Here is a 22,748-nt window from a genome sequence, read left to right as displayed (position 1 = left end):
ATTAAGCAGAGAAGATATGCGAACGGTTTTAAGCAACTACGCGCAGGGATACTTAACCCTGCCGCTGCTATTGCCATGCCTGCGGAAAGGCCTTTGGGATGTCGCAGCAGGGTTACAGCCATTTACAACAGCGGTATTGAGTGATCGTCTGCAGATAAATAAAGTGCCATTGGCAATGGTATTGCATGCGCTGGAATATCTGGGTTATGTATCACAACAGCCAACATCCGGATGGACCCTGATCAGCAAAGACCCACCCTATGTACACACTGCAGGATCACTTGCTGACTGGCTGGAGTTCCCTGTGGAGGAGTATCTGTTGATGAACGATGGTAGTATCACCTTACAGCCTTTACTGGAAGTATTATCGGCGGTTGCAGCAGCGGAAGAAGAGCGGCTGGTACAATACGCTGAAGGGAGATGGCTATTGCCATTACTGCTGCTATTGCATGAGAAGGGGGGACTGCCGCGTGCCGCTGGCCAGGTCTTATTGGCAGAAGGCATATCAGAGACAGCTGTGACGGAGATAACGCAATTGTTCGTTGATCGTCAATGGTTGCACCCTTACGATAAAACACTGACCAACGCTGGTCAGGAGCTTTGTGAGGAGTTAGCTGCGTTAACAGGCATATTGGCGTATGGTCAATTGTTAAGTGAACCAACAGAATGGTTGTCCGGCGATTTTGCCACTACCTTATCTGCCGGACTGGAAACAGTGCTTGCTGATGCCGGCGACCAGCAGCAGCTGGAACAACTGGTTAAAAAGATTGAGACAGAACAACAGCTAAGTAGTGGACAATCATTAACTGTGTACGCATATACTGATCACCGGGACAGTTATCTGAAAGATAATCAGCTCAGTAAGTTAGCACGGATGGCAGATCAGCATGGAGTGGTCATCCTGGAACAACACTGGATGTCTCCGGAATTAACAGGCGCTACTGCAACAACACTTGAGCCGTTGACCGGGTTGCTGCCTGTCACAGCTCATGCTTTTCTAATGAAGGCAGCTGCACAACAACTGATACCAGCGCCGGGATATTCGTTCAAATATCCATCGGCGCTACCTCATACAGCTGCTACACTTACTTACTTCCGTAAGCAGGATTACCAGATACGTCTGGCCACTATTGATGACCTGCCTGTCCTGAACAAACTGGAAGCAGCTTGTTGGCCATCACCATTGCAGATATCCGGGCCAGTGTTAAGAGAGCGGCTGGAGGTTTTTCCTGAAGGACAGCTGGTACTCGTATTACAGGGGAAGGTTGTGGCTGTATGTTACAGCCAGCGTATTGCCGATGAAACACTTTTGTTGCAGCGTACCATGCATGATGTGCATCAGTTGCATATGGCCGATGGACCTGTTGTACAGCTGCTGGCATTAAATGTATTGCCGGAATGGCAACAGCTCTGTCTCGGAGATCAGCTGCTGGAATTTACGCTGCAACGCGCCGCCCTGATGCCTGGAGTGCAGAAAGTGGCAGGCGTAACCAGGTGCAGGGACTACCAGGCGCATAGTCACATCCCCCTGGAAGCATACATCTTCCATACAAATCAGCAGGGGTTCTGCACAGACACAACGTTACGTCTGCATGCGATGCATGGCGCTACCATCACAGCGCTTATTCCTGGCTACAGGCCTGATGACGGAGTCAACCTCGGTGCGGGTGTGCTGGTAGTATATGATGTGTTTAACAGGCAATTACAGCAGCCGGCCGCTGTCAAAGATATACCGGCGGAGAAACCTCCGGTCAGGAAATTTATCACATCTACTATACAAAGATTACTGGGCAACCAGGCAGCTGCTTTTGCGCTGAATAGTCCGCTGATGGAAATGGGATTGGATTCAACAAATCTTATTGATCTGAATGAGACAATCCGCTTTCATTACCAAATCAATCTTACGACCTCTTTCTTTTTTGAATATAACACCGCAGCAGAGGTGATAGCTTACCTGGAAGAATTATTTCCGGGGGAAGAACAGCCTGTTGCCGATAAAGTAATAACCACTATGACACCTGTTTCAGACCATAAAGAAGAAAGTAATGACATTGCCATTATCGGGATAGCCTTACGCTTTCCCGGCGGGGCAACGGATAAGCGCACGTTCTGGGAGCTACTACGGCAGGAACGTTGTGCAATTACAGAGATGCCGGCAGGCAGAGTGCGATGGCCGCAGGAAATTCAGCCTTTGGAAGATCACAGCGGCATAGGCAAAGGAGGTTTTCTGGATGACATCAGCACCTTTGACGCAGCATTTTTCAGAATATCCCCCAGGGAGGCTGAGCTGATGGATCCGCAGCAAAGATTACTGCTGGAACTGAGTTGGGAATGCCTCGAAGATGCAGGTTACAATCCTGCTGCACTCTCAGGAAGTACAACGGGCGTTTTTGTTGGAGCCAGCGGCTCTGACTACCACCTGTTGCTGAATGAGCACTTATCCAGCGTGGAAGGACATATGGGAACAGCCGTTTCCATGTCCGCATTGCCAAACCGCATCTCTTACTTCTACGATTTTAACGGTCCCAGTATACAGGTTGATACAGCCTGTTCCAGTTCATTGGTGTCAGTACACGAAGCAGTCAAGGCTTTACGTACCGGCGAGTGTAATATGGCGCTGGCAGGTGGAATTAATATCATCTGCCATCCTGGTACCAGCATCAGCTACTACAAACTCGGTATGTTATCCAAAGATGCGCTTTGTAAGACTTTTGATCAGGAGGCAAATGGTTATGTCAGGGGAGAAGGGGCAGCATTGTTGTTACTAAAGCCGCTTACTGCTGCGCAACAGGACAATGATCCGATATATGCGGTGATCAAAGGTACAGCTACCAATCACGGCGGACTGGCAAGCGGGTATACGGTGCCTAATCCGGCCCGTCAGGCAGAATTGCTGACCAAGGCATACCAGAATGCCGGTGTTTCAGCCGCAACATTGAGCTATATAGAGGCGCATGGCACTGGTACCTCACTAGGGGATCCGGTGGAGGTGGCGGGCCTGAAAAAGGCATTTTCCGGGTATGAGTTGTCAGGGGCTGTCTGCGGACTTGGATCTGTGAAGACAAATATTGGCCATTTAGAGGCAGCAGCAGGTATAGCGGGGTTGATTAAGGTGATACTGAGCATGCAGGCAAAGACATTGCCGGCATCTTTACACTTTAATACACTGAACCCCCAGATATCACTGGAGGATACGCCCTTTTATATTGTTAATCATACCCGGCCCTGGAATGTAGCAGATGGAACTTCAATACGGAGGGCGGGTGTCAGTAGCTTTGGCTCGGGAGGAGCAAATGCACATGTAGTGTTGGAAGAGTATACAACATTACCGGAAGCAGCAGACAGTGATACGCCGCAGCTAATCCTGTTTTCTGCCAGGAATAGCCGGCAGCTTGAAAGAACAATACACCGGTTCGCCAATTACCTGGAAAACCAGGAACAGCCATTATCGCTGAGGGCCATCGCCCGGACCTTGCAGACGGGTAGGGACGAGATGGATGAGCGGGCGGCATTTATTGCAGGAAGTACGCAGGAACTGTTGCAGCAATTGCAGGATTTTTTAGCTGGTAACACTACACAGCCGCATATGTTTATGGGTCGCCTTAGTCCGGCGCACCGGGATACCGAAGCGGCAGACGATGAGGATATGCAGTTTACTATACAGGCATGGCTGAAGAAACATAAATGGGCCAAACTGGCCGATGCTTGGATAAAGGGTGTCAGGATCAACTGGCAGATGTTGTATGAGGGGCAGCAGCCAGCACGTTTACATCTGCCAGGATATGTTTTTGCTGATACCAGATACTGGGCGATAAAACCCACAGTCTCAGTTGATGAGCCCTCTGTTATTCCAACACTTACGATACCAGCAGTGACTGTGAAGAATGATTTACCAGCGGGTATTAAACCATTGGGTATCACGCTTAAAAGCTCAGCCATTGTTGCCGGTGAGAGGGGTATGACAATAAAAGCTGACGGAATTGCGCCGGCGATACTCGAAGAGTCACTGAAAGCGTCCCTGGCAGAGGCATTATATATGAACGCCGTAGACGTAGACGTTGAAAGGAAGTTTACCGATATGGGCCTGGACTCTGTAGTAGGTGTGGAATGGATACGGGTTGTCAACAAGCAATATGATCTGCACTTACCGGCAACGCGTATTTATGACTATCCAACCATCAGGGAGTTTGCGGCGTTCCTGCATCCTTTACTGCAAACAAGTGTAGCACAGACAGTACCTGTTGTTACTGCATCAGTAACAGATGAGGCAATAGCAACAACGTATACGCGACTGCCGGAAGAACTGCGGCAATCGCTGGCAGCGGTCCTGTTCCTTGAAGCTGTTGATATACCTTATGAAAAGAACTTTATTGAATTAGGCATGGATTCGGTATTGGGTGTGGAATGGGTAAGGGCGTTGAATAAACAGTACGGCACTAACATCCAGGCAACTAAAATATATGATTATCCTACGCTGAACGATTTCTCGGCTTTCTTCGGCAAAATGGTGGCGCAGCAGCCCAAAGCGGCTGTTGTTGCACCGGTAGCACCAACATCTGACACTACACCTGTCTCGTTGCCTTTGATGGAGACATCGGCACATATGCCAGCAGCAGCGTACGGACTTACCGTCTCAGGAGTTCAGACATTGCAGGAGCTGGTATTGTCATCATGGGAGGCAGGTACACCAGGGGAGAATGAAATCTCAATAACAGTGATCGCTTCCGCAATTAATTTCCCCGATGTACTCTGCGTGAAAGGATTGTATCCTACTATGCCTGAATATCCTTTTGTGCCTGGTTTTGAAGTAGCTGGTGTGGTAAAGGCAGTTGGCGCTGGCGTAGAAAGCTTTAAGCCGGGAGACGAAGTAATTGCACTGACGGGTAAGCAGCTGGGAGGTCATGCAGCAGTGGTGAATGTGCCAGCTGATTTAACTGTAAAGAAACCAGCGCTGTGGACCTTTGAAGAAGCATGTAGCATGCCCATGGCATTCGTGACGGTGTATCATGCTTTCGAGTTGGCAAAGGTGACGGCCGGAGAAAAGATCCTGATACATACCGCTAGTGGAGGAGTTGGCATGATGGCATTACAGCTGGCTGCTATCAATGGTCTGCAGGTGTATGCCACAGCAGGAAAGCAGGAGAAACTTGCATTGCTCGAAGGGCTTCATGTGGCGAGCCCAATGAATTATCATCATGACTTTGATAAAGATATACAAGCCGCCGGAGGAGTGGACCTTGTACTGAATATGTTGTCAGGAGTGGCCATACAAAAAGGGCTGAATAGTCTCAGGAAGGGTGGTCGCTACATGGAACTGGCGGTACATGGACTAAAAACAACAGGAACGCTCGACCTATCCCGGCTGTTGGACAATCAATCTTTTTATAGTATTGATCTGCGCAGGTTAAGTTTTGATAAACCACAGGAATGCCGCCGGATGTTAGAAGTAATGGTGGAGCTGGGAGAGAAAGGGCACATCATACCACTGGTGTCACGTATCTATCCGGTAAGCCGTATTACAGAAGCCATGCAATATGTAGAACAGGGGCAGCATATCGGTAAAGTCGTGGTCAGTCATCGGGCAGAGGTAATAAGTGATCTTGCTGTCCACCTGACGGCAACACTAAAAGCGCATTTACATAAACCATTACAGGCTGTTGTCAAACCAGCTTCCACTCCGGAGAACGTGCAGGAAAAGATTGCTATTATTGGCATCAGCGGACAGTTTCCACAAGCGGCTTCGTTGGATATATTCTGGCAGCAATTGCGGGATGGCAAAGACTGTATCACTGAAGTGCCCGCAGATCGATGGCCGGTAGATGCCTTTTATGGCACTGATATGAAAGCACCTGGTAAAACCATCAGTAAATGGATGGGCGTACTGGAAGACGCTGATAAGTTTGATCCGTTATTTTTTAATATTTCTCCGGCAGAAGCAGAACAGATAGATCCGCAGCAACGGCTATTCCTGGAGAGCTGCTGGCATTGTATTGAAGATGCAGGTATACGTCCGGCAGATCTGGCAGGAACAGATTGTGGGGTGTTTGCAGGTGTATCTGCAAATGATTATGCTGCAGGTGTCTCCGGCGATCAGCTGAATGGACAGGGACTGATGGGTAATTCATCAGCTATTCTAAGTGCGCGCATTTCTTATTTGCTGAACCTGAAAGGTCCTTCACTCGCAATTGATACTGCATGTTCCTCTGCTTTGGTGGCAATTGCGGCTGCATGTGATAGTCTGCTGCTCGGACGTAGTAGTCTGGCGCTTGCAGGAGGCGTAAATGTGCTGGCTGGTCCGCAGATGCATATCATGACAAGCCGGTCAGGCATGTTGTCTGCCTCGGGGCGTTGTTATGCTTTTGACAACCGCGCAGATGGATTTGTACCCGGAGAAGGAGTAGGTGTTATTTTGTTGAAGCGGCTGAGCGACGCAGAACGTGATGGAGACCACATATATGGAGTTATTAGTGGATGGGGCGTAAACCAGGACGGCAAAACAAATGGTATTACAGCACCGAGTGTACTGTCACAGGCCGCACTGGAAGAAGATATCTACCGCAGATTCAACATTGACCCAGCCGGTATAGGGATGGTCGAAGCACATGGCACAGGTACACAACTAGGCGATCCGATAGAAGTGGAGGCATTGACAACAGCCTTCAGAAAGTTCACCGATGAAACGTCCTATTGTGCGCTCGGAGCAGTAAAAAGCAATATTGGGCATCTATTGGCTGCGGCTGGTGTTGCCGGAGTTATTAAGGTCTTGCTTGCCTTGAAATACCGGGAAATACCTCCGGCAGTTCATTTTCAAACATGTAACGAGCATATTGCGTTGGAGGGTAGCCCTTTTTATATCAATGCTACGCCCGTATCGTGGGAAACCCGTAGAAGAGCGGCCGTCAGCTCATTTGGTTTTAGCGGCACAAATGCGCATATCGTAATCGATGGATACACCGAGAAAGTAATCGCTCCGTCAAACGTGCAGGCACCGGTATTTGTTTTATCTGCGACTGACAAGTCAGACCTGATCAGGTATGCATGGCAGCTCCGGCATTATATTGCCGGTCATAGCGTACCCTGTGCGGAGATGCTGCATGTATTACAGACAGGCAGGCAACAGCTGGCACACAGGCTTGCGTTTGTTGCACATAACAATACGGAGGTAGTTACACAGCTTGACCGTTTTCTTACAGATGAGCAATCTGCACCTATATATACCGGAATAGCAAAAAGAGCGGCTCCTCCGACAGCTGCTGATATAGAGGATGCTGCTACGTTGCAACAGGCCTGGGTTAACCGCGGGCAGTGGGAGAAGCTGGCTTTAACATGGGCAAGCGGCGGTATCATTGACTGGTCTGCGCTTTACAAAGAAAAGCCGGTACGTGTTTCTCTACCTGGTTATCCTTTCAGAAGGGAACGTTATTGGATCAGTCAGACAAGAATTGTGTCCGGAGCGCCAACCAGTCACCATACACCCCCTTCAACCGTTATCCTGCAGCCAGGGTGGAAACCGGCAATACGCGGGTTGCGACAGGACGTTCCTGCTAAGCACGTATTAATGTATTGTGGGTTGGATGATCAGGCAGCAACAGTATTGCACACCGTTTATCCAGAAGCAGCAATTATAGCGCCGCTGTACCGGGCGCAGGATATAGGTAACCTGTATACCAGGTATGCCACATTGTTGCTGGAGATTGTACAGGGGGCTTGTCACCAGCCCGAACAACTGGTGCTCATACAGGTACTCGTGCCAGGTAAGTCGGAGGAGAGGTTGCTGAGCGGTTTGTCGGGTGTTTTACAAACGGCATCCCGGGAAGCGCCGCATATAAACGGACAGCTGATACTTACTGATGCTGAGGAACGGTTATTTACGCTATTACCGGAGTTGCCTTTTTATTCAACTTATCACTTATTACATCACAAGGACGATGTGCTGCTAACCAGGGATTGGCAACCTTTTACAACAAGCGGCTTACAACATGTAAGCTGGCGCGAGAAAGGCGTATATCTCATCACAGGAGGCGCAAGCGGTCTTGGTTGGCTAATGACAAATGAAGTGACAAAACGCTTGCAGGAAGTAGTCATTGTGCTGGTGGGTCGTAGTGTATTACCGGAAAATAAACAGGTAGCCTTACAGCGGCTGAATACAGGACGAATAAGGGTGGTATATCACCAGGTGGACGTTACCAGCAAGGAAGCCATAAGCGCCCTGGTGAATGATATCATTGCTACTTATGGGGCATTACACGGCATTGTACACAGTGCGGGCGTTATCAGTGATAATTATCTCATCCATAAAACGCCGGAGGTATTTGGCGCTGTGATGGCACCGAAAGTGCAGGGTTTGATTAACATTGATCATGCAACAGCAGGCGTTCCACTGGACTGGCTCTTACTATGTTCCTCTGTAGCAGCTATCAATGGTAATATTGGGCAGGCCGATTACGCAGCCGCTAACGCATTCATGGATGCATATGCTATATATCGTAATGACCTCGTTACGGCCTATCAGCGACAGGGGCGAACCCTGTCCATCAACTGGCCTTATTGGAGAGATGGAGGGATGCAGGTCAATACGGCGGTGCAGCAGGATCTTGAAGAAGAAGGATTATATCCCATGAGTACACCGGAAGGTATGCAGGTGTTGGAATCGTTATTGTCATTGGCAAACGGGCACTTGCTTGTACTGCACGGGCATACCGCAAAACTTCAATCGGCTTTGTCTGGGCAGCCACAGTTACAGCAAGGTATTGCAGCGTCCTCACAATTGCCGGATGCTGGGTTGCTGTACAAGCACACGCTGGTGAAGATGAAGGAATTGTTTGCCGGACTGACCCGCATTGATGCCGGCAGGATAGACGAGGAGGAACCGCTGGAAAGCTATGGCATTGACTCTATCCTGATAACAAATCTTAACAGACAGCTGGTACAGTTATTTGGTAATATATCACGTACCTTATTGTTCGAGTACCAGACTATCGGCGCATTAACTAGATACTTCACAGCGAAATATCCGGAAGCCTGCGTAAAATGGACGGGTATGCAGCTGCAGCAGGGCACAACGGTGGAAACAGTGATCAGTCTGCCGCCCGTACAAGTAGCGCCAAAGGCGGTTCGTGAGCCGATTGCGATCATTGGTGTAAGTGGACGTTATCCGCAGGCGGATAGTCTTGAGGACTTCTGGGAAAATCTTGTTGGCGGAAAAGACTGTATTACAGAAATACCCGCTGAACGCTGGTCGCTTGATGGCTTTTATGAACCGGATAAAGAACAGGCTATTGCAGCAGGAAAGAGTTATAGTAAATGGGGCGGGTTCCTGCAGGACTTCCAGGCGTTTGATCCGGTATTTTTCAATATCACTCCAAAAGAGGCTATAAGCATGGATCCTCAGGAAAGGATCTTCCTGGAGATCTGCTGGCAGGCACTTGAGGATGCAGGCTATACAAAGGAACTCCTGGATAAACAACATCAGCGAAAAGTCGGTGTGTTTGCAGGTATTACAAAAACCGGATTCGATTTGTATGGTCCGGAATTATGGCAGAAAGGTCAACGTCAGTATCCGCGCACGTCATTCAGTTCGGTTGCCAACCGTATATCCTACCTGCTGAATCTGCAAGGCCCCAGCATGCCGGTGGATACGATGTGTTCATCTTCACTGACCGCTGTACACGAGGCATGTGAACATCTGCTTAGAAATGAATGCGACATTGCGATAGCAGGAGGCGTGAATCTATATGTACATCCTTCCAGTTATGTTGTGTTGAGCGCCTACCGCATGCTTTCTGCGGATGGTAGTACGCGCAGTTTCGGAGCTGGCGGTGATGGGTTTGTGCCCGGGGAAGGGGCTGGTGCAATCATATTGAAACGGCTGTCGCAGGCGGAAGCAGATGGAGATCATATCTATGCAATAATCAGAGGTACTGGTATTAATCATGGTGGAAAGACTAATGGTTTCACAGTACCTAATCCTTTAGCACAGGCTGCATTGATCAGAAAGACACTTGATAAAGCAGGTATTAATGCGGCGGCGGTCAGCTACATGGAAGCACACGGTACCGGTACCGAATTGGGAGATCCTATTGAGGTAACAGGAATAACACAGGCATTTGAAACAGATACGAACAGTAAGCAATTTTGTGCATTAGGATCTGTCAAATCGAATATTGGTCACCTGGAAGCTGCTGCTGGTATTGCAGGTATTACAAAAGTACTGCTGCAGATGAAACATGGTATACTCGTACCAGCACTACATGCTGAAGAGCATAATCCTAATATCAACTTTTCCGATACTCCATTGATTTTGCAGCAGAAAATAGGAGCATGGCAGAAACCAGTTTTTGTGAAAGATGGAGTGACGTACGAATACCCCCGGATTGCCGGCGTATCTTCTTTTGGAGCTGGCGGATCCAATGCTCATGTTATACTGGAAGAATATATACCTGCCAGTAAGCCGGTGATTAGTCACCCTACTACCAATGTCATTGTTCTATCTGCGCTTAATAAGGAGCGTTTGCATCTGGTAGCAATACGTTTATTGCATGAATTACAAACGAAGAACTATTCGCCTGAACAGTTCAACAGTATTGCGTGGACGTTGCAGACAGGCAGGGAAGCGATGGCCGAGCGGCTGGCATTTGTAGCCACATCTGTAGCAGATATCGTAGCAAAACTTGAGAGCTACATCACTGACAGTGACCTGCCCTTTATTTACACGGGCAACTATAACAGGTACAGTGAAAACAATGCGGCAGGACTTACTAAAGACGAAATGGACACGCTGTTCCCTGTTTGGGCGAAGTCAGCGTCCTATGACCGGATAGCCGCTGCCTGGATAAAAGGATATCAGCCAGACTGGCGGTTACTCTATGGCGACAGACAACCACAACGGATATCTCTGCCGGCATATCCGTTCATACGGCAACATGTGTGGTGGCCAACAGAACAACCGGCAATGTCGCCTTTACAAACACCGGAAATATTTGCACCTGTAGAAAAGATTTCTCTACAACAATTTGAGACGCCGGTAGAACAGTCTTTAATCTGGCCGGATGAACCAGATTATACAATAGCTGAGATACAAGATGCATTGGTGAAAAGTTTTGCTGAAGCGGTATTATTGTCACCTGCGCATATCGATATTAATAAGCCATTCATAGAAATGGGACTTGATTCCATTGTCGGCGTTGAATGGATGAGGACAGTGAACAATGATTACCAGCTTAATCTGCCTACTACGCGGGTATATGACCATCCAACTATTAAGGAGCTGGCGGCTTTTATATCAGGACATTTGAATGAAAGTGTTGAACCTGGTGAAACAGTTGCTCTGAAGCCGGTGCATTCCATCCTGGTGTATCAGTCAGTCAATATACCGGTTGAAGAAAAGAAGGTTGAACCAAGTAGGCCATCGGCATCTGCGAGTAAGGAGAGTATTGCTATTATTGGTATCAGCGGACAATTTCCTAAGTCGCCAACACTTGAGACGTTTTGGGACAATCTTCAGCAGGGGAGGGACTGTATCAGTGAAATACCCGGTGAACGATGGCCTGTTGATCTCTTTTACGATACTGACCTGAAGGCACCCGGTAAAAGTAATTCCCGGTGGATGGGTGTATTGGAAGATGCTGACAAGTTTGACCCATTGTTCTTCCATATCTCGCCGTCAGAGGCTGCATTGATGGATCCGCAGCAACGACTATTCCTGGAAAATAGCTGGCGTTGTATTGAACATGCAGGCATCCGCCCGCGTAGCCTTTGGGACAGCCGTTGCGGTGTTTTTGCCGGATGCGCACATGGCGATTATGATGATGGTATGCAAGGGAAAGACGTAAATGCCATGGGCCTGATGGGGTGCTCAACCGCTATTCTGAGTGCGCGTATTGCGTATATGCTTAATCTGAAAGGTCCATGTCTTACGATAGATACCGCCTGCTCATCCGCCCTTGTAGCGATAGCAGATGCGTGTAACAGTCTCCTGATGGGACACTGTGATATTGCGCTTGCAGGAGGAGTGCAGGTGATGTCCAATCCCCGCACGCACGCCATGATCAGTAAAGCGGGAATGTTATCTCCGACAGGGCATTGCTATACGTTCGACGACCGTGCAGACGGTTTCGTGTCCGGAGAAGGGGTAGGTGTATTTTTGTTAAAGCGGCTTACTGACGCTGAACGAGACGGCGATCATGTTTATGGTGTTATTCGTGGTTGGGGTGTAAATCAGGATGGTAAGACCAATGGTATCACTGCTCCCAGTGTGAAGTCCCAGGCTGCCCTGGAAGAATATGTTTATCGCCATTTTGACATTGACCCAGCTACTATCACCATGGTAGAAGCGCATGGTACCGGCACACGCCTGGGCGATCCGATAGAGGTAGAAGCATTGACGACTGCGTTCAGAAAGTTTACCAATAAAGCAGAGTATTGTGCCTTGGGATCTGTAAAGAGTAATATCGGACATCTGCTTACAGCAGCAGGCGCTTCCAGCCTGATCAAAGTGCTGTTGTCCATGCAACATAAAGTCCTTCCGCCTACTATTAACTTTAACCAGTTGAATGCGCACATTCAGCTGGATAATACTCCTTTTTATATCAATACAGCAGCGAAGGAGTGGAAGGTCGAAGGCAATACGCCACGTCGTGCAGCGGTCAGCTCCTTCGGCTTTAGCGGAACGAACGTACATCTGGTGATCGAAGAATACGACCGCCAAAGGCCGGTATCGGAAGTGAACACACCATTGTCTTCCGTTTTTGTATTATCTGCAAAAACAGCAGAGCGCCTGACAGCTTATGCGCAGTCGCTAAAAAGCTATTTAGTATCGGGTACGCCTGTTGATTTGCCTTCCTTGGCGTATACACTACAGACGGGGCGTGATGCCATGACGCATCGGCTCATCATGCTGGCTGCTGAAGAAACTACGCTATGTACAATACTTGACCGCTTTGTTGCCGGACAGTCTGATGCTGGGTACTATGCAGGTCAGGTGCTGAAGGAACAACGATCCGCTGCAGCGATTGGAAAGGATAGATTACAAACAGTGCTGAACAATTTCAACGATATACATTTTGCGGAGCTGGCCGCAGCATGGTTAAACGGGGCCGACATAGACTGGGATAGTTATTACCAACATCCCAGGCCGGCCAGAATAGCAGCGCCAACTTACCCATTTGCACGGGAACGTTATTGGCTGACAAACCCTATGTCGCCGTTGTTGGATGTGTTCAATGTACAGCCGGTCAGGTTGCATGTTGATCATTCCACCGGATCTGAAGGAAAGGTGCGTATTACTTTGTATGATGACAGGGATGGGATCTGCGCTACGTTTGATCAGTTGACCTATACCGGGGCAACACCTGCAGCGGCAACTAATCATTCGCTCGTACTTGCTCAGCCATCCTGGAGGTTTGCTATGCCGTCAGATGCTATTACCGGGAAAGCCGTTCGCCGTATACTGGTGCTATGCGACGCCCCGGCCTCAGTAACCATGCAGCTGCGAGGTAATGACCCGCTGTTAGAAGTACACGAACTGAATGGATACTCCCAGGACGAGGCAACCGGTTATGTAAGCCATTCAAAGGCCATTTTTAGCCTTTTACAGACGTTATTATTAGAAAAGGGGAATGAGTCTGTGTTTATTCAAGTAGTAACTGATAATGCGTTGTATGCCGGTCTGCATGCTATGCTAAGAACCGTGAGATTGGAAAATCCGCGCATTGACGGACAATTGTTACTACTGGATAACTGGGATGAGTTGCCGGCGGCGTTGAGTAATGGGGTAGATCACCCTTACGTACATTTTAAGCAACAGGCATCTCAACTACAAACGTTCATTGAGATACCGGTATTGCCGAATATTGCACCTGTTTGGAAGCAGAAGGGCGTTTATCTGATCACGGGAGGAGCCGGCGGACTTGGATTACTGTTCGCCAAAGAGATAGTTAGCAGGCAGCCGGATGTGACAATTATCCTTACCGGCCGATCCACATTAAATAGAGAAAAACAATCGCTGCTTGAAGCATTGCGCAACAAAGGTGCAGTCATCGATTACCAGCACACAGATATTTCAATAAGCGAGGATGTAACCACTCTGGTGACCTATATCCTGGAGCAATATGGCCGGCTCAATGGTATCCTGCACAGTGCAGGACAGATCCGTGATAACTTCATTATCCGTAAAACGGCGGCGGAACTGGAAACCGTATTACAGGCTAAGGCGAAGGGCACAAGATTGCTCGACCACGCTACCAGCCATCTGCCGCTGGACTTTTTTGTAGCTTTCTCTTCAGTAGCTGGTAGTATGGGTAATGCGGGGCAGGTGGACTATGCCGCAGCCAATGCTTTTATGGATAGCTATATGGCTTACCGGAAGACGCTCGTAACAGCCGGGCAGCGCTCAGGGGCCAGCCTATCAATAAACTGGCCACTCTGGCAGGAAGGAGGTATGCAAATAGATGCGGCAACGCTTACCCTCATCGCAAAAGATGGATTTCTGCCAATGGATACGACCTCCGGTATGCAGGCATTTTATCGGGGAATCAGTAGTGGAATGTCACAGCTGGTGGTACTGTATGGCGATGCACAGCTACTAAGGAACCGGATATTGGCTAATAACGTCCGCCGTAATTTGCCAGAGAGCGCTACACGCCATCAAAGCAATGAGGATTTACAGGAAAGGACATTGACAGCTCTGCAGGAGTTACTTGCCAGGTATATACAGCTCGCACCGTCGTTGATAGCGGCGGATGAGCCCTTAGAAAGTTATGGCATAGACTCTATTTTAATTACAACGCTTAATCAGGATCTGTCGGTAATCTTTCCTGATATACCAAGAACTTTATTCTTCGAGTATCAGACACTGGGAGAACTATCTGCACATCTTTCAACCGCTTACCCACAAGCTTGTGCGGAATGGATAGGTGCATCGCCCGCTTTAATAGTTTCACAGGAAGGAGTTGTTGCCAGTAAAGCAACAGCAGGAAGTTACACATATACTTATGAGCCAATTGCGATAGTGGGCATCAGTGGTAGATATCCGCAGGCAGCCAACCTGCGTGAGTTCTGGGATAACCTTTCTGCCGGCAGAGAAAGTATTTCAGAAATCCCGGCGGAGCGCTGGGCTTTAGAAGGCTTTTATGAGCCGGACATGGACAAAGCAATTGCTGAAGGCAAAAGTTATAGCAAATGGGGCGGTTTTATTACAGGATTCGCAGACTTTGATCCGGCATTCTTTAATATCTCTCCCAGGGAAGCGCTGACGATGGATCCACAGGAAAGGATTTTTCTGGAAGTTTGCTGGGAGGCCCTCGAAGATGCAGGATATACTAAGCAGTTGCTGGCTGAAAAGCATCAGCACCAGGTAGGTGTGTTTGCCGGTATTACTAAAACGGGATTTGACTTGTACGGACCCGGCTTATGGGAGAAAGGGGAAAAGATCTTCCCGCATACGTCATTCAGCTCCGTTGCTAATCGTATTTCATATTTGCTCAATCTGCAGGGACCAAGTTTACCAGTCGATACCATGTGCTCTTCCTCACTAACTGCCATTCATGAAGCCTGCGAATCGTTGATCAGAAGAGAGTGTGAAGTAGCCATTGCGGGAGGTGTAAACCTCTATGTGCACCCGTCCTCTTATGCAGGTTTATCTGCACACAGGATGTTGTCTGTTGATGGACACCTGAGAAGTTTCGGTGCAGGAGGTAATGGCTTTGTCCCTGGAGAAGGTGCTGGTAGCGTCATCCTGAAGCGGTTGTCTGATGCAATCGCTGACGGAGATCACATTTACGCGCAAATAAAGGCCACCGGCATTAACCACGGTGGAAAGACTAATGGCTATACGGTGCCTAATCCTGTAGCTCAGGCTAAACTGGTAAGAAAGACGCTTGAAAAAGCTGGTATCAGCGCCAGGATGGTAAGTTATATAGAAGCGCATGGAACAGGCACTGTATTAGGCGATCCAATCGAAGTACAGGGTTTAACACAGGCATTTGAAAAAGATAGTCAGGATAAGCAGTATTGTGCACTAGGTTCAGTGAAGTCAAACATCGGTCATCTTGAAGCGGCGGCGGGTATTGCTGGTATTACAAAGATAGTTTTGCAGCTGCAACACAGACAGCTTGTACCAAGTCTGCATATCGAGCAAATCAATCCTAACATAAATTTCAACAGAACGCCTTTATCACTGCAATATCAGTTGAGCGACTGGAAAAGACCAACAGTCCGCCTTGACGATATGGAGAAAGAATATCCGTTGATCGCCGGAGTATCCTCTTTCGGTGCAGGCGGCAGCAATGCCCATGTAATATTGCAGGAGTATATCGATAATAGTATACCTGCCACATATGACATGCCAGCAATCATTGTTTTGTCCGCTGCTGCACAACATACCTTGCAGCAGATAGTCATCCGTTTGGAGGAAGCAATTATACACAAGGGGTATACAGATAAAGATCTGCACCGCATTGCCTATACATTGCAGACCGGTCGTGAACATATGCAATGGCGGGCGGCCCTGGTTGTAAACAGCATAACGGAATTGAAGGCGGGATTGCGCCAGCTGATAGCAGGAAAAGGCGAGGGCTCAGGAGTGTTTACGGGTAATTTCAACAAATACCGGAAGGATGCAACAGGGTCATTTCCTGTACAGAATATTCGCTCCGCCTTCGCGTCCTGGATATCAGACAAGGCATATGATACCATTGCCGCAGAATGGGTGAGCGGTATGCAATTACCATGGCAGCAACTGTATGGAACTAGATTACCCCAGCGGATCTCACTGCCGGCCTATCCGTTTAATAGACAGCGCTATTGGTGGAATGACGTCGTAGCCCCCGAATCGCTATTACCTGAGAAACCTTCTGGTATCAGACTTGATCTGTCTACTGTATTAGTTGAGGCTAAAGCCCCGGCACAAATAACAGTAGCTATGGAAGAACTGGAAGCTGCCCTGGTAAGTAGTTTCGCTTCCACAATCTTATTGCCGGAAGAAGATATTGATATTGACAAGCCGTTTATAGATATGGGACTGGATTCCATAGTAGGTGTGGAATGGATACGGGCAGTCAATACCCAATATAATACCAGTATTACAGTCACTAAAGTATACGATCATCCAACTATCCGGGAGTTTGCTGCTTACCTGCATACACAATTGTCTGGCAAACAGACGGTCGTTACTGCATCACCAGCAGTTAGTGGTGTATCGGTACCACTGATCAAAGCAGTAGCTGAAACCGTACAGAAGGATATATCTGAGGAAGATTTGGAGCAAGCATTGATCACCAGTTTTGCAGCAACAATATTGCTGCCAAAAGAAGAGATTGATATAGACAAACCGTTTATCGATATGGGACTTGACTCGATAGTTGGTGTAGAATGGATACGGGCTGTGAACAATGAATATAATACCAGCATTACCGTAACCAAAGTGTATGACCATCCGACTATCCGGGAGTTTGCTGCCTATCTGAAAAGCCAGCTTTCCGGCATTACCACGCGCGTAGCCTCTCCGGTAGTTACACCTGCCACTGGAGTATCGGTGCCTCTTATTAAGCCAACACCGAAACCGTCAAATGATACACTACCGGAGCACTATGGCCTGGTCATCAATAAGGTGATGACGCTTGATGAACTGGCGTTGAAACCTTGGCAAGTACCTGCGCCCGGCCCAGGAGAAGTTACTATCAGGGTAATGGCATCAGCAGTAAATTTTCCGGATACGATGTGTGTAAAAGGGCTCTACCCAACGATACCTGATTACCCTTTTGTACCTGGCTTTGAATTAGCTGGTATTGTAACAGCCATAGGGGAAGGGGTTACAAGTTTTCGGTTGGGAGATGAAGTGATAGCATTGACAGGGCGTCAATTAGGCGCACATGCCAGTTATGTCAATGCGGATCAGCAGACAGTAGTGCGCAAGCCGGCAGCATGGAGCTTTGAAGAGGCTTGTAGTTTACCGGTAGTATTTGTAACAGTGTACTACGCTTTTAAACTGGGAAGACTATCGCCTGGTGAGAAGGTGCTAATACATACAGCTACAGGCGGCTGCGGGCTCGCGGCCATACAGATGGCAAGGCTGCTAAATTGTACGCTGTTTTGCACTTCCAGTAAGCAGGATAAGCTAGATATTTTACATCGCATAGGTGTACATCATGCATTCAGTTATAAAGGAGATTTTGACCGGGAAGTAATGTCGCTTACAGATAACAAGGGTGTTGATGTGGTATTAAATATGTTGTCAGGGGAGGCTATACAAAAGGGACTTAATTCTCTGGCTCCTGGTGGCAGATATCTTGAGTTGGCCGTCCACGGTCTGAAGACAAGCGGTAAACTGAATATGTCTGCTTTATTGGCAAACCAGTCTTTCTATAGTATTGATTTACGCCGTACCGGCGCTGACAGTGGGGAAAGCATCCGTGATATGATGTCGGCAGTGGTGGCAATGGCAGAAGCCGGTGAGATCACACCAATAGTCTCGCGCATTTACCCGATAGCAGACATTGCAGATGCTTTGAAGTACGTCGATAAAGGTGCGCATATTGGTAAGGTGGTCATCAGTCATCAGGCGAGGCAGATGCAGGATCTGACAGTTGATTGCATACAGCGTTTGCAACAAGTCAGAAAGCGCGCTCTCAAGGAAACGCCTACAGAAAAACCATTAATGCCCAGGAAGTCGGTGCTGGCATCTGAGGGTATCGCCATTATTGGTATGAGCGGACAGTTCCCGCAGGCACCAGACCTGAAAGTCTATTGGGATAATCTGAAAAACGGACGTGATGCAGTGACTGAGGTTCCAGATCATCGCTGGTCAATAGCAGAATATTACGATGTAGATATTAACGCGCCATTTAAGAGCAATAGTAAATGGATGGGCGTTCTTGACGAGGCAGATAAATTTGATCCTTTGTTTTTTAATATTTCGCCAGCAGAGGCATTGGTAATGGATCCACAACAGCGTCTCTTCCTGCAAAACAGCTGGCACTGTATTGAAGATGCCGGTATTGCGCCGGGAGAACTGGCAGGTAAGCGAGTGGGCGTATTTGCTGGTTGTGCAGCAGGAGACTACAAATCGGAAGCTGACCTGGTGATCACCGGGCAGGGGTTAATGGGGGCAGCAGCTTCTATTCTCAGTGCCCGTATTTCCTATGTACTCAATCTGAAAGGCCCTTGTCTGGCGATAGATACTGCATGCTCTTCTGCACTGGTAGCAATAGCGGATGCCTGCAATAGTCTGCTGCTAGGCGCTTGTGACGTTGCATTGGCTGGAGGTGTTCATGTAATGGCTAACCCTGTAACGCATGTAGTCATCAGTAAAGCCGGCATGTTGTCTCCAACAGGACATTGTTATACGTTTGACGAAAGGGCAGATGGCTTCGTACCAGGAGAGGGAGTTGGTGTTGTGTTGTTAAAGCGGCTTGAGGATGCAGAACGTGATGGGGATCATATATATGGTGTTATTCGCGGATGGGGCGTCAACCAGGACGGAAAGACAAATGGTATGACTGCGCCCAGTGTTAAGTCGCAGATTGCACTAGCGCAAGAAGTGTATGACAGGTTTAACATTGACCCTGCAACAATTACCATGCTGGAAGCACACGGCACCGGTACGAGACTGGGCGATCCTATAGAAGTCGAAGGACTGACTACTGCCTTCCGGAGCTATACAGATAAAATCGCGTATTGTGCGCTTGGATCTGTGAAGAGTAATATCGGGCACCTGTTAACGGCATCCGGTATGGCAGGAATAATGAAAGTCCTGTTATCACTGCGGCATAAAATGATTCCGCCAACTATCCACTTTAACAGGTTAAATGAACATGTAGTCATCGGCAATAGTCCGTTCTATATTAACGACTCACTTCGCTTGTGGGAAACCAACGAAGGCCAATCCCGTAAAGCGGCCGTCAGTGCTTTTGGTTTTAGTGGTACCAATGCGCATATAGTGATTGAAGAATACGTTCCGGTGCAGAAGGATATGGTATCGGTAGATCAGTCGCTGCTCATATTATCTGCCAAGAGTGCGTTGGCATTGCGTAACCATGCTATACAGATCAGGGACTTTCTTATTGCAGATCCTTCAGTGCAGCTGGCCGCCGTCGCGTTCACACTACAGACTGGCCGTGACATGATGGAATACAGAATGGCATTCATTGCAACAGATATTACTTCTGCTATATCCGGGCTGGATGCATTCATAGCAGGTCGCACCCAACCGGAATTATTTGTAGGACAGGTGAGGAAGAATAATGGCCCGGTTGACTTGTCCGCATACAGTAACCGCGTATTAAGGCGTGAAGAGTGGGAACATATTGTCTGGAACTGGATAAACGGTAATACCGTAGACTGGTATCAGCTATATGACTTGCTACCCGCGCGCGTTTCATTGCCAGGATATCCATTTGAAAAGGTGTCTTACTGGATGAAACAGGACATGACAGCATATCTGCCTGTAACGACGTCAGGACAGTTACATCCTTTGATGCATCGTAACGTATCAGGATTAGAAGGTATTTGCTTTGAGAGCCGGTTTGATGGAAACGAATATTTTCTGGCAGATCATGTTGTTGGCAAACAGCGTATCCTACCTGGAGTGGCATACCTGGAAATGGCCTATGCAGCCTGGAAGGAAGCGGGTAAAGGCAAACCTGTAAGCGGACTGCGTAATGTAGTCTGGTTACAACCGTTGGTTGCTGGTAAGACAGGAGTAAACGTCCTGACGAGGATCATTCCCGATGACGGGCAGTATAATTTTGAAATAGTGACTGTCTCAGCAGATGACTTCCAGATTCACAGTAAAGGCACCTACGTACCCGGTGTATTGACGCCCGCAGGTCGGATCAATATCATAAATCTGAAACAGGAGGCCAAACCCTGGAGTCGTATAGATAGTCTGTATCAACAGTACACATTGGCTGGTATAGCTTACGGCGATGCCTACCGCTGTGTAGAGAAAGTATACCAGGGAGACAGGTATGTATTGGCAAGACTTTCTCTGCAGGAGGCACAGCAAACAGACGCAGGTAAATTCACCCTGCATCCATGCTTACTGGATGCTGCTGTACAGGCGTCAGTAGTCTTACTCCCTCCACAGCAGGATAGTTCTACCGCATTGGCTTTTGAACTAGGCGAAATCAGTTTTGATGCGCCGGAATCACTGGGTACGGCATGCTGGGCATTACTTGAATTTAGTGATGAGCATCCTGGGAGCGGCAGGACAGTCCGTATCAATATTACATTGTGTAATGATGCCGGCGATGTTTGTCTTCGGATCAGGAAGTTGTCTTTCCGTGCGTTGACGACGTCTCTAACAACCGCTTCACCTACTAACTCTTCTTCTTCGCTGTGGTTACTGGCACCCGTATGGGATGTCGCAACGCCAGGAGGAACTATTGCAGGGATTTCTCCGGTAGCGCCATTAATTATTGGGGGAACCGAAGCAGAACGCCGGCAGCTGTTGCAGTTGTATCCGGAAGCGTGCATACTCACTTATGCTGCCAGTAGTACTGTAGACGAAATTATAGATAAGCTTAAAACCTTTCATCATATTGCGGCAATCTGGTGGATCGCACCACCCTCTGCGGGGACGCAGGTGGCCCCGTCTGCCTTTATTGCGGCGCAGGACGAAGGGTTACTACCGTGTTTCAGGCTGGTAAAAGCACTATTGGCGCTGGGATATGGTACGCGGGAGTTGCAAATGAATATTGTAACCAGACAGGCACAGGCAGTATTTGAAGAAGAAAGGCCTGACCCTTCACATGCTACCTTGCACGGCTTTACCGGAACAATGGCAAGGGAACATCCGCAATGGAAAGTCAGATTGATAGACCTACCCGGTGAAGCCGAATGGCCGGTGCTTTCAGCCCTGGAGCTGCCACATGATCCTGTCGGTAATGCATGGGCATACCGGGGTGGATTATGGTACCGGCAGCAGTTACTGCCCGTTCAGACGGGGGCTGATGCAAAAGACATTTACCGGCAAGGAGGTGTTTATGTAGTGATAGGAGGGGCTGGCCGTCTTGGATGCGCCTGGAGCGAATACATGATCAGCCGTTATCAGGCGCGGATTATCTGGATCGGCAGGCGAGCGCAGGACGCAGAGATCACAGCCTCCATCCAAAATTTATCTGCTATCGGAGAAGCCCCCTTGTACATCAGCGCAGATGCTACTGACAAAGAAGCTTTACAAAATGCCTGTGACCAGATCAGGGATATATATGGAGATATTCATGGTGTTGTACATTCTGTGCTGATCATGAAAGGCAGAAATCTCCTGACAATGGATGAAGAAGGTTTTGTTGCAGGCGTAAAAGCCAAGGTGGACGTGAGCGTCAGAATAGCAGAAGTATTTGGCCAATACCCCCTTGATTTTATGCTGTTCTTCTCTTCTGTAAACTCATTTATGAAGGCCATCGGCCAGAGTAATTACTCTGCCGGCTGTGTATTCAAAGATACATTCGCACAATGGTTAGGTCATTATGTTTCCTGTCCGGTAAAAGTAATGAACTGGGGCTACTGGGAGGATTTCGGTAAGGTACCTTCATTTGCTGACTTTGAGCAGTGGCTCCATAGCAAAGGTATTGATACCATTTTGCTGCATGAAGCAATGGAACCCCTGATGCATCTGCTGGGAGGTAGTATCCACCAGCTTGCCCTGATGAAAACAATAGATGACAGCGGATTGGCAGATATGAATGTCAATACGCTTGAACATATCAGTATTAATAACTGAACATGTAAACCCTTTGTAGCAACCCCCT

The 22,748-nt window shown here is 48.3% G+C and carries 1 protein-coding gene; it reads left to right on the top strand.

What is annotated here, in order from left to right; translation table 11 throughout:
* The first annotated feature begins 16 nt into the window (after positions 1–16).
* A complete protein-coding gene (locus K1Y79_RS28360; protein WP_220253608.1) occupies positions 17–22,720 on the top strand; it encodes an SDR family NAD(P)-dependent oxidoreductase in 22,704 nt (7,567 codons plus the stop codon).
* Positions 22,721–22,748 lie beyond the last annotated feature (28 nt).

Origin of the sequence: Chitinophaga rhizophila (assembly GCF_019492185.1) — a bacterium.
Classification (GTDB): domain Bacteria; phylum Bacteroidota; class Bacteroidia; order Chitinophagales; family Chitinophagaceae; genus Chitinophaga; species Chitinophaga rhizophila.
This window is presented reverse-complemented; position numbering and strand designations above follow the sequence as displayed.

What these genes read in the sequence shown, in the direction of transcription:
- K1Y79_RS28360 (WP_220253608.1), top strand. Translation starts at nt 17, where the DNA reads ATGCGAACGGTTTTAAGCAACTACGCGCAGGGATACTTAACCCTGCCG.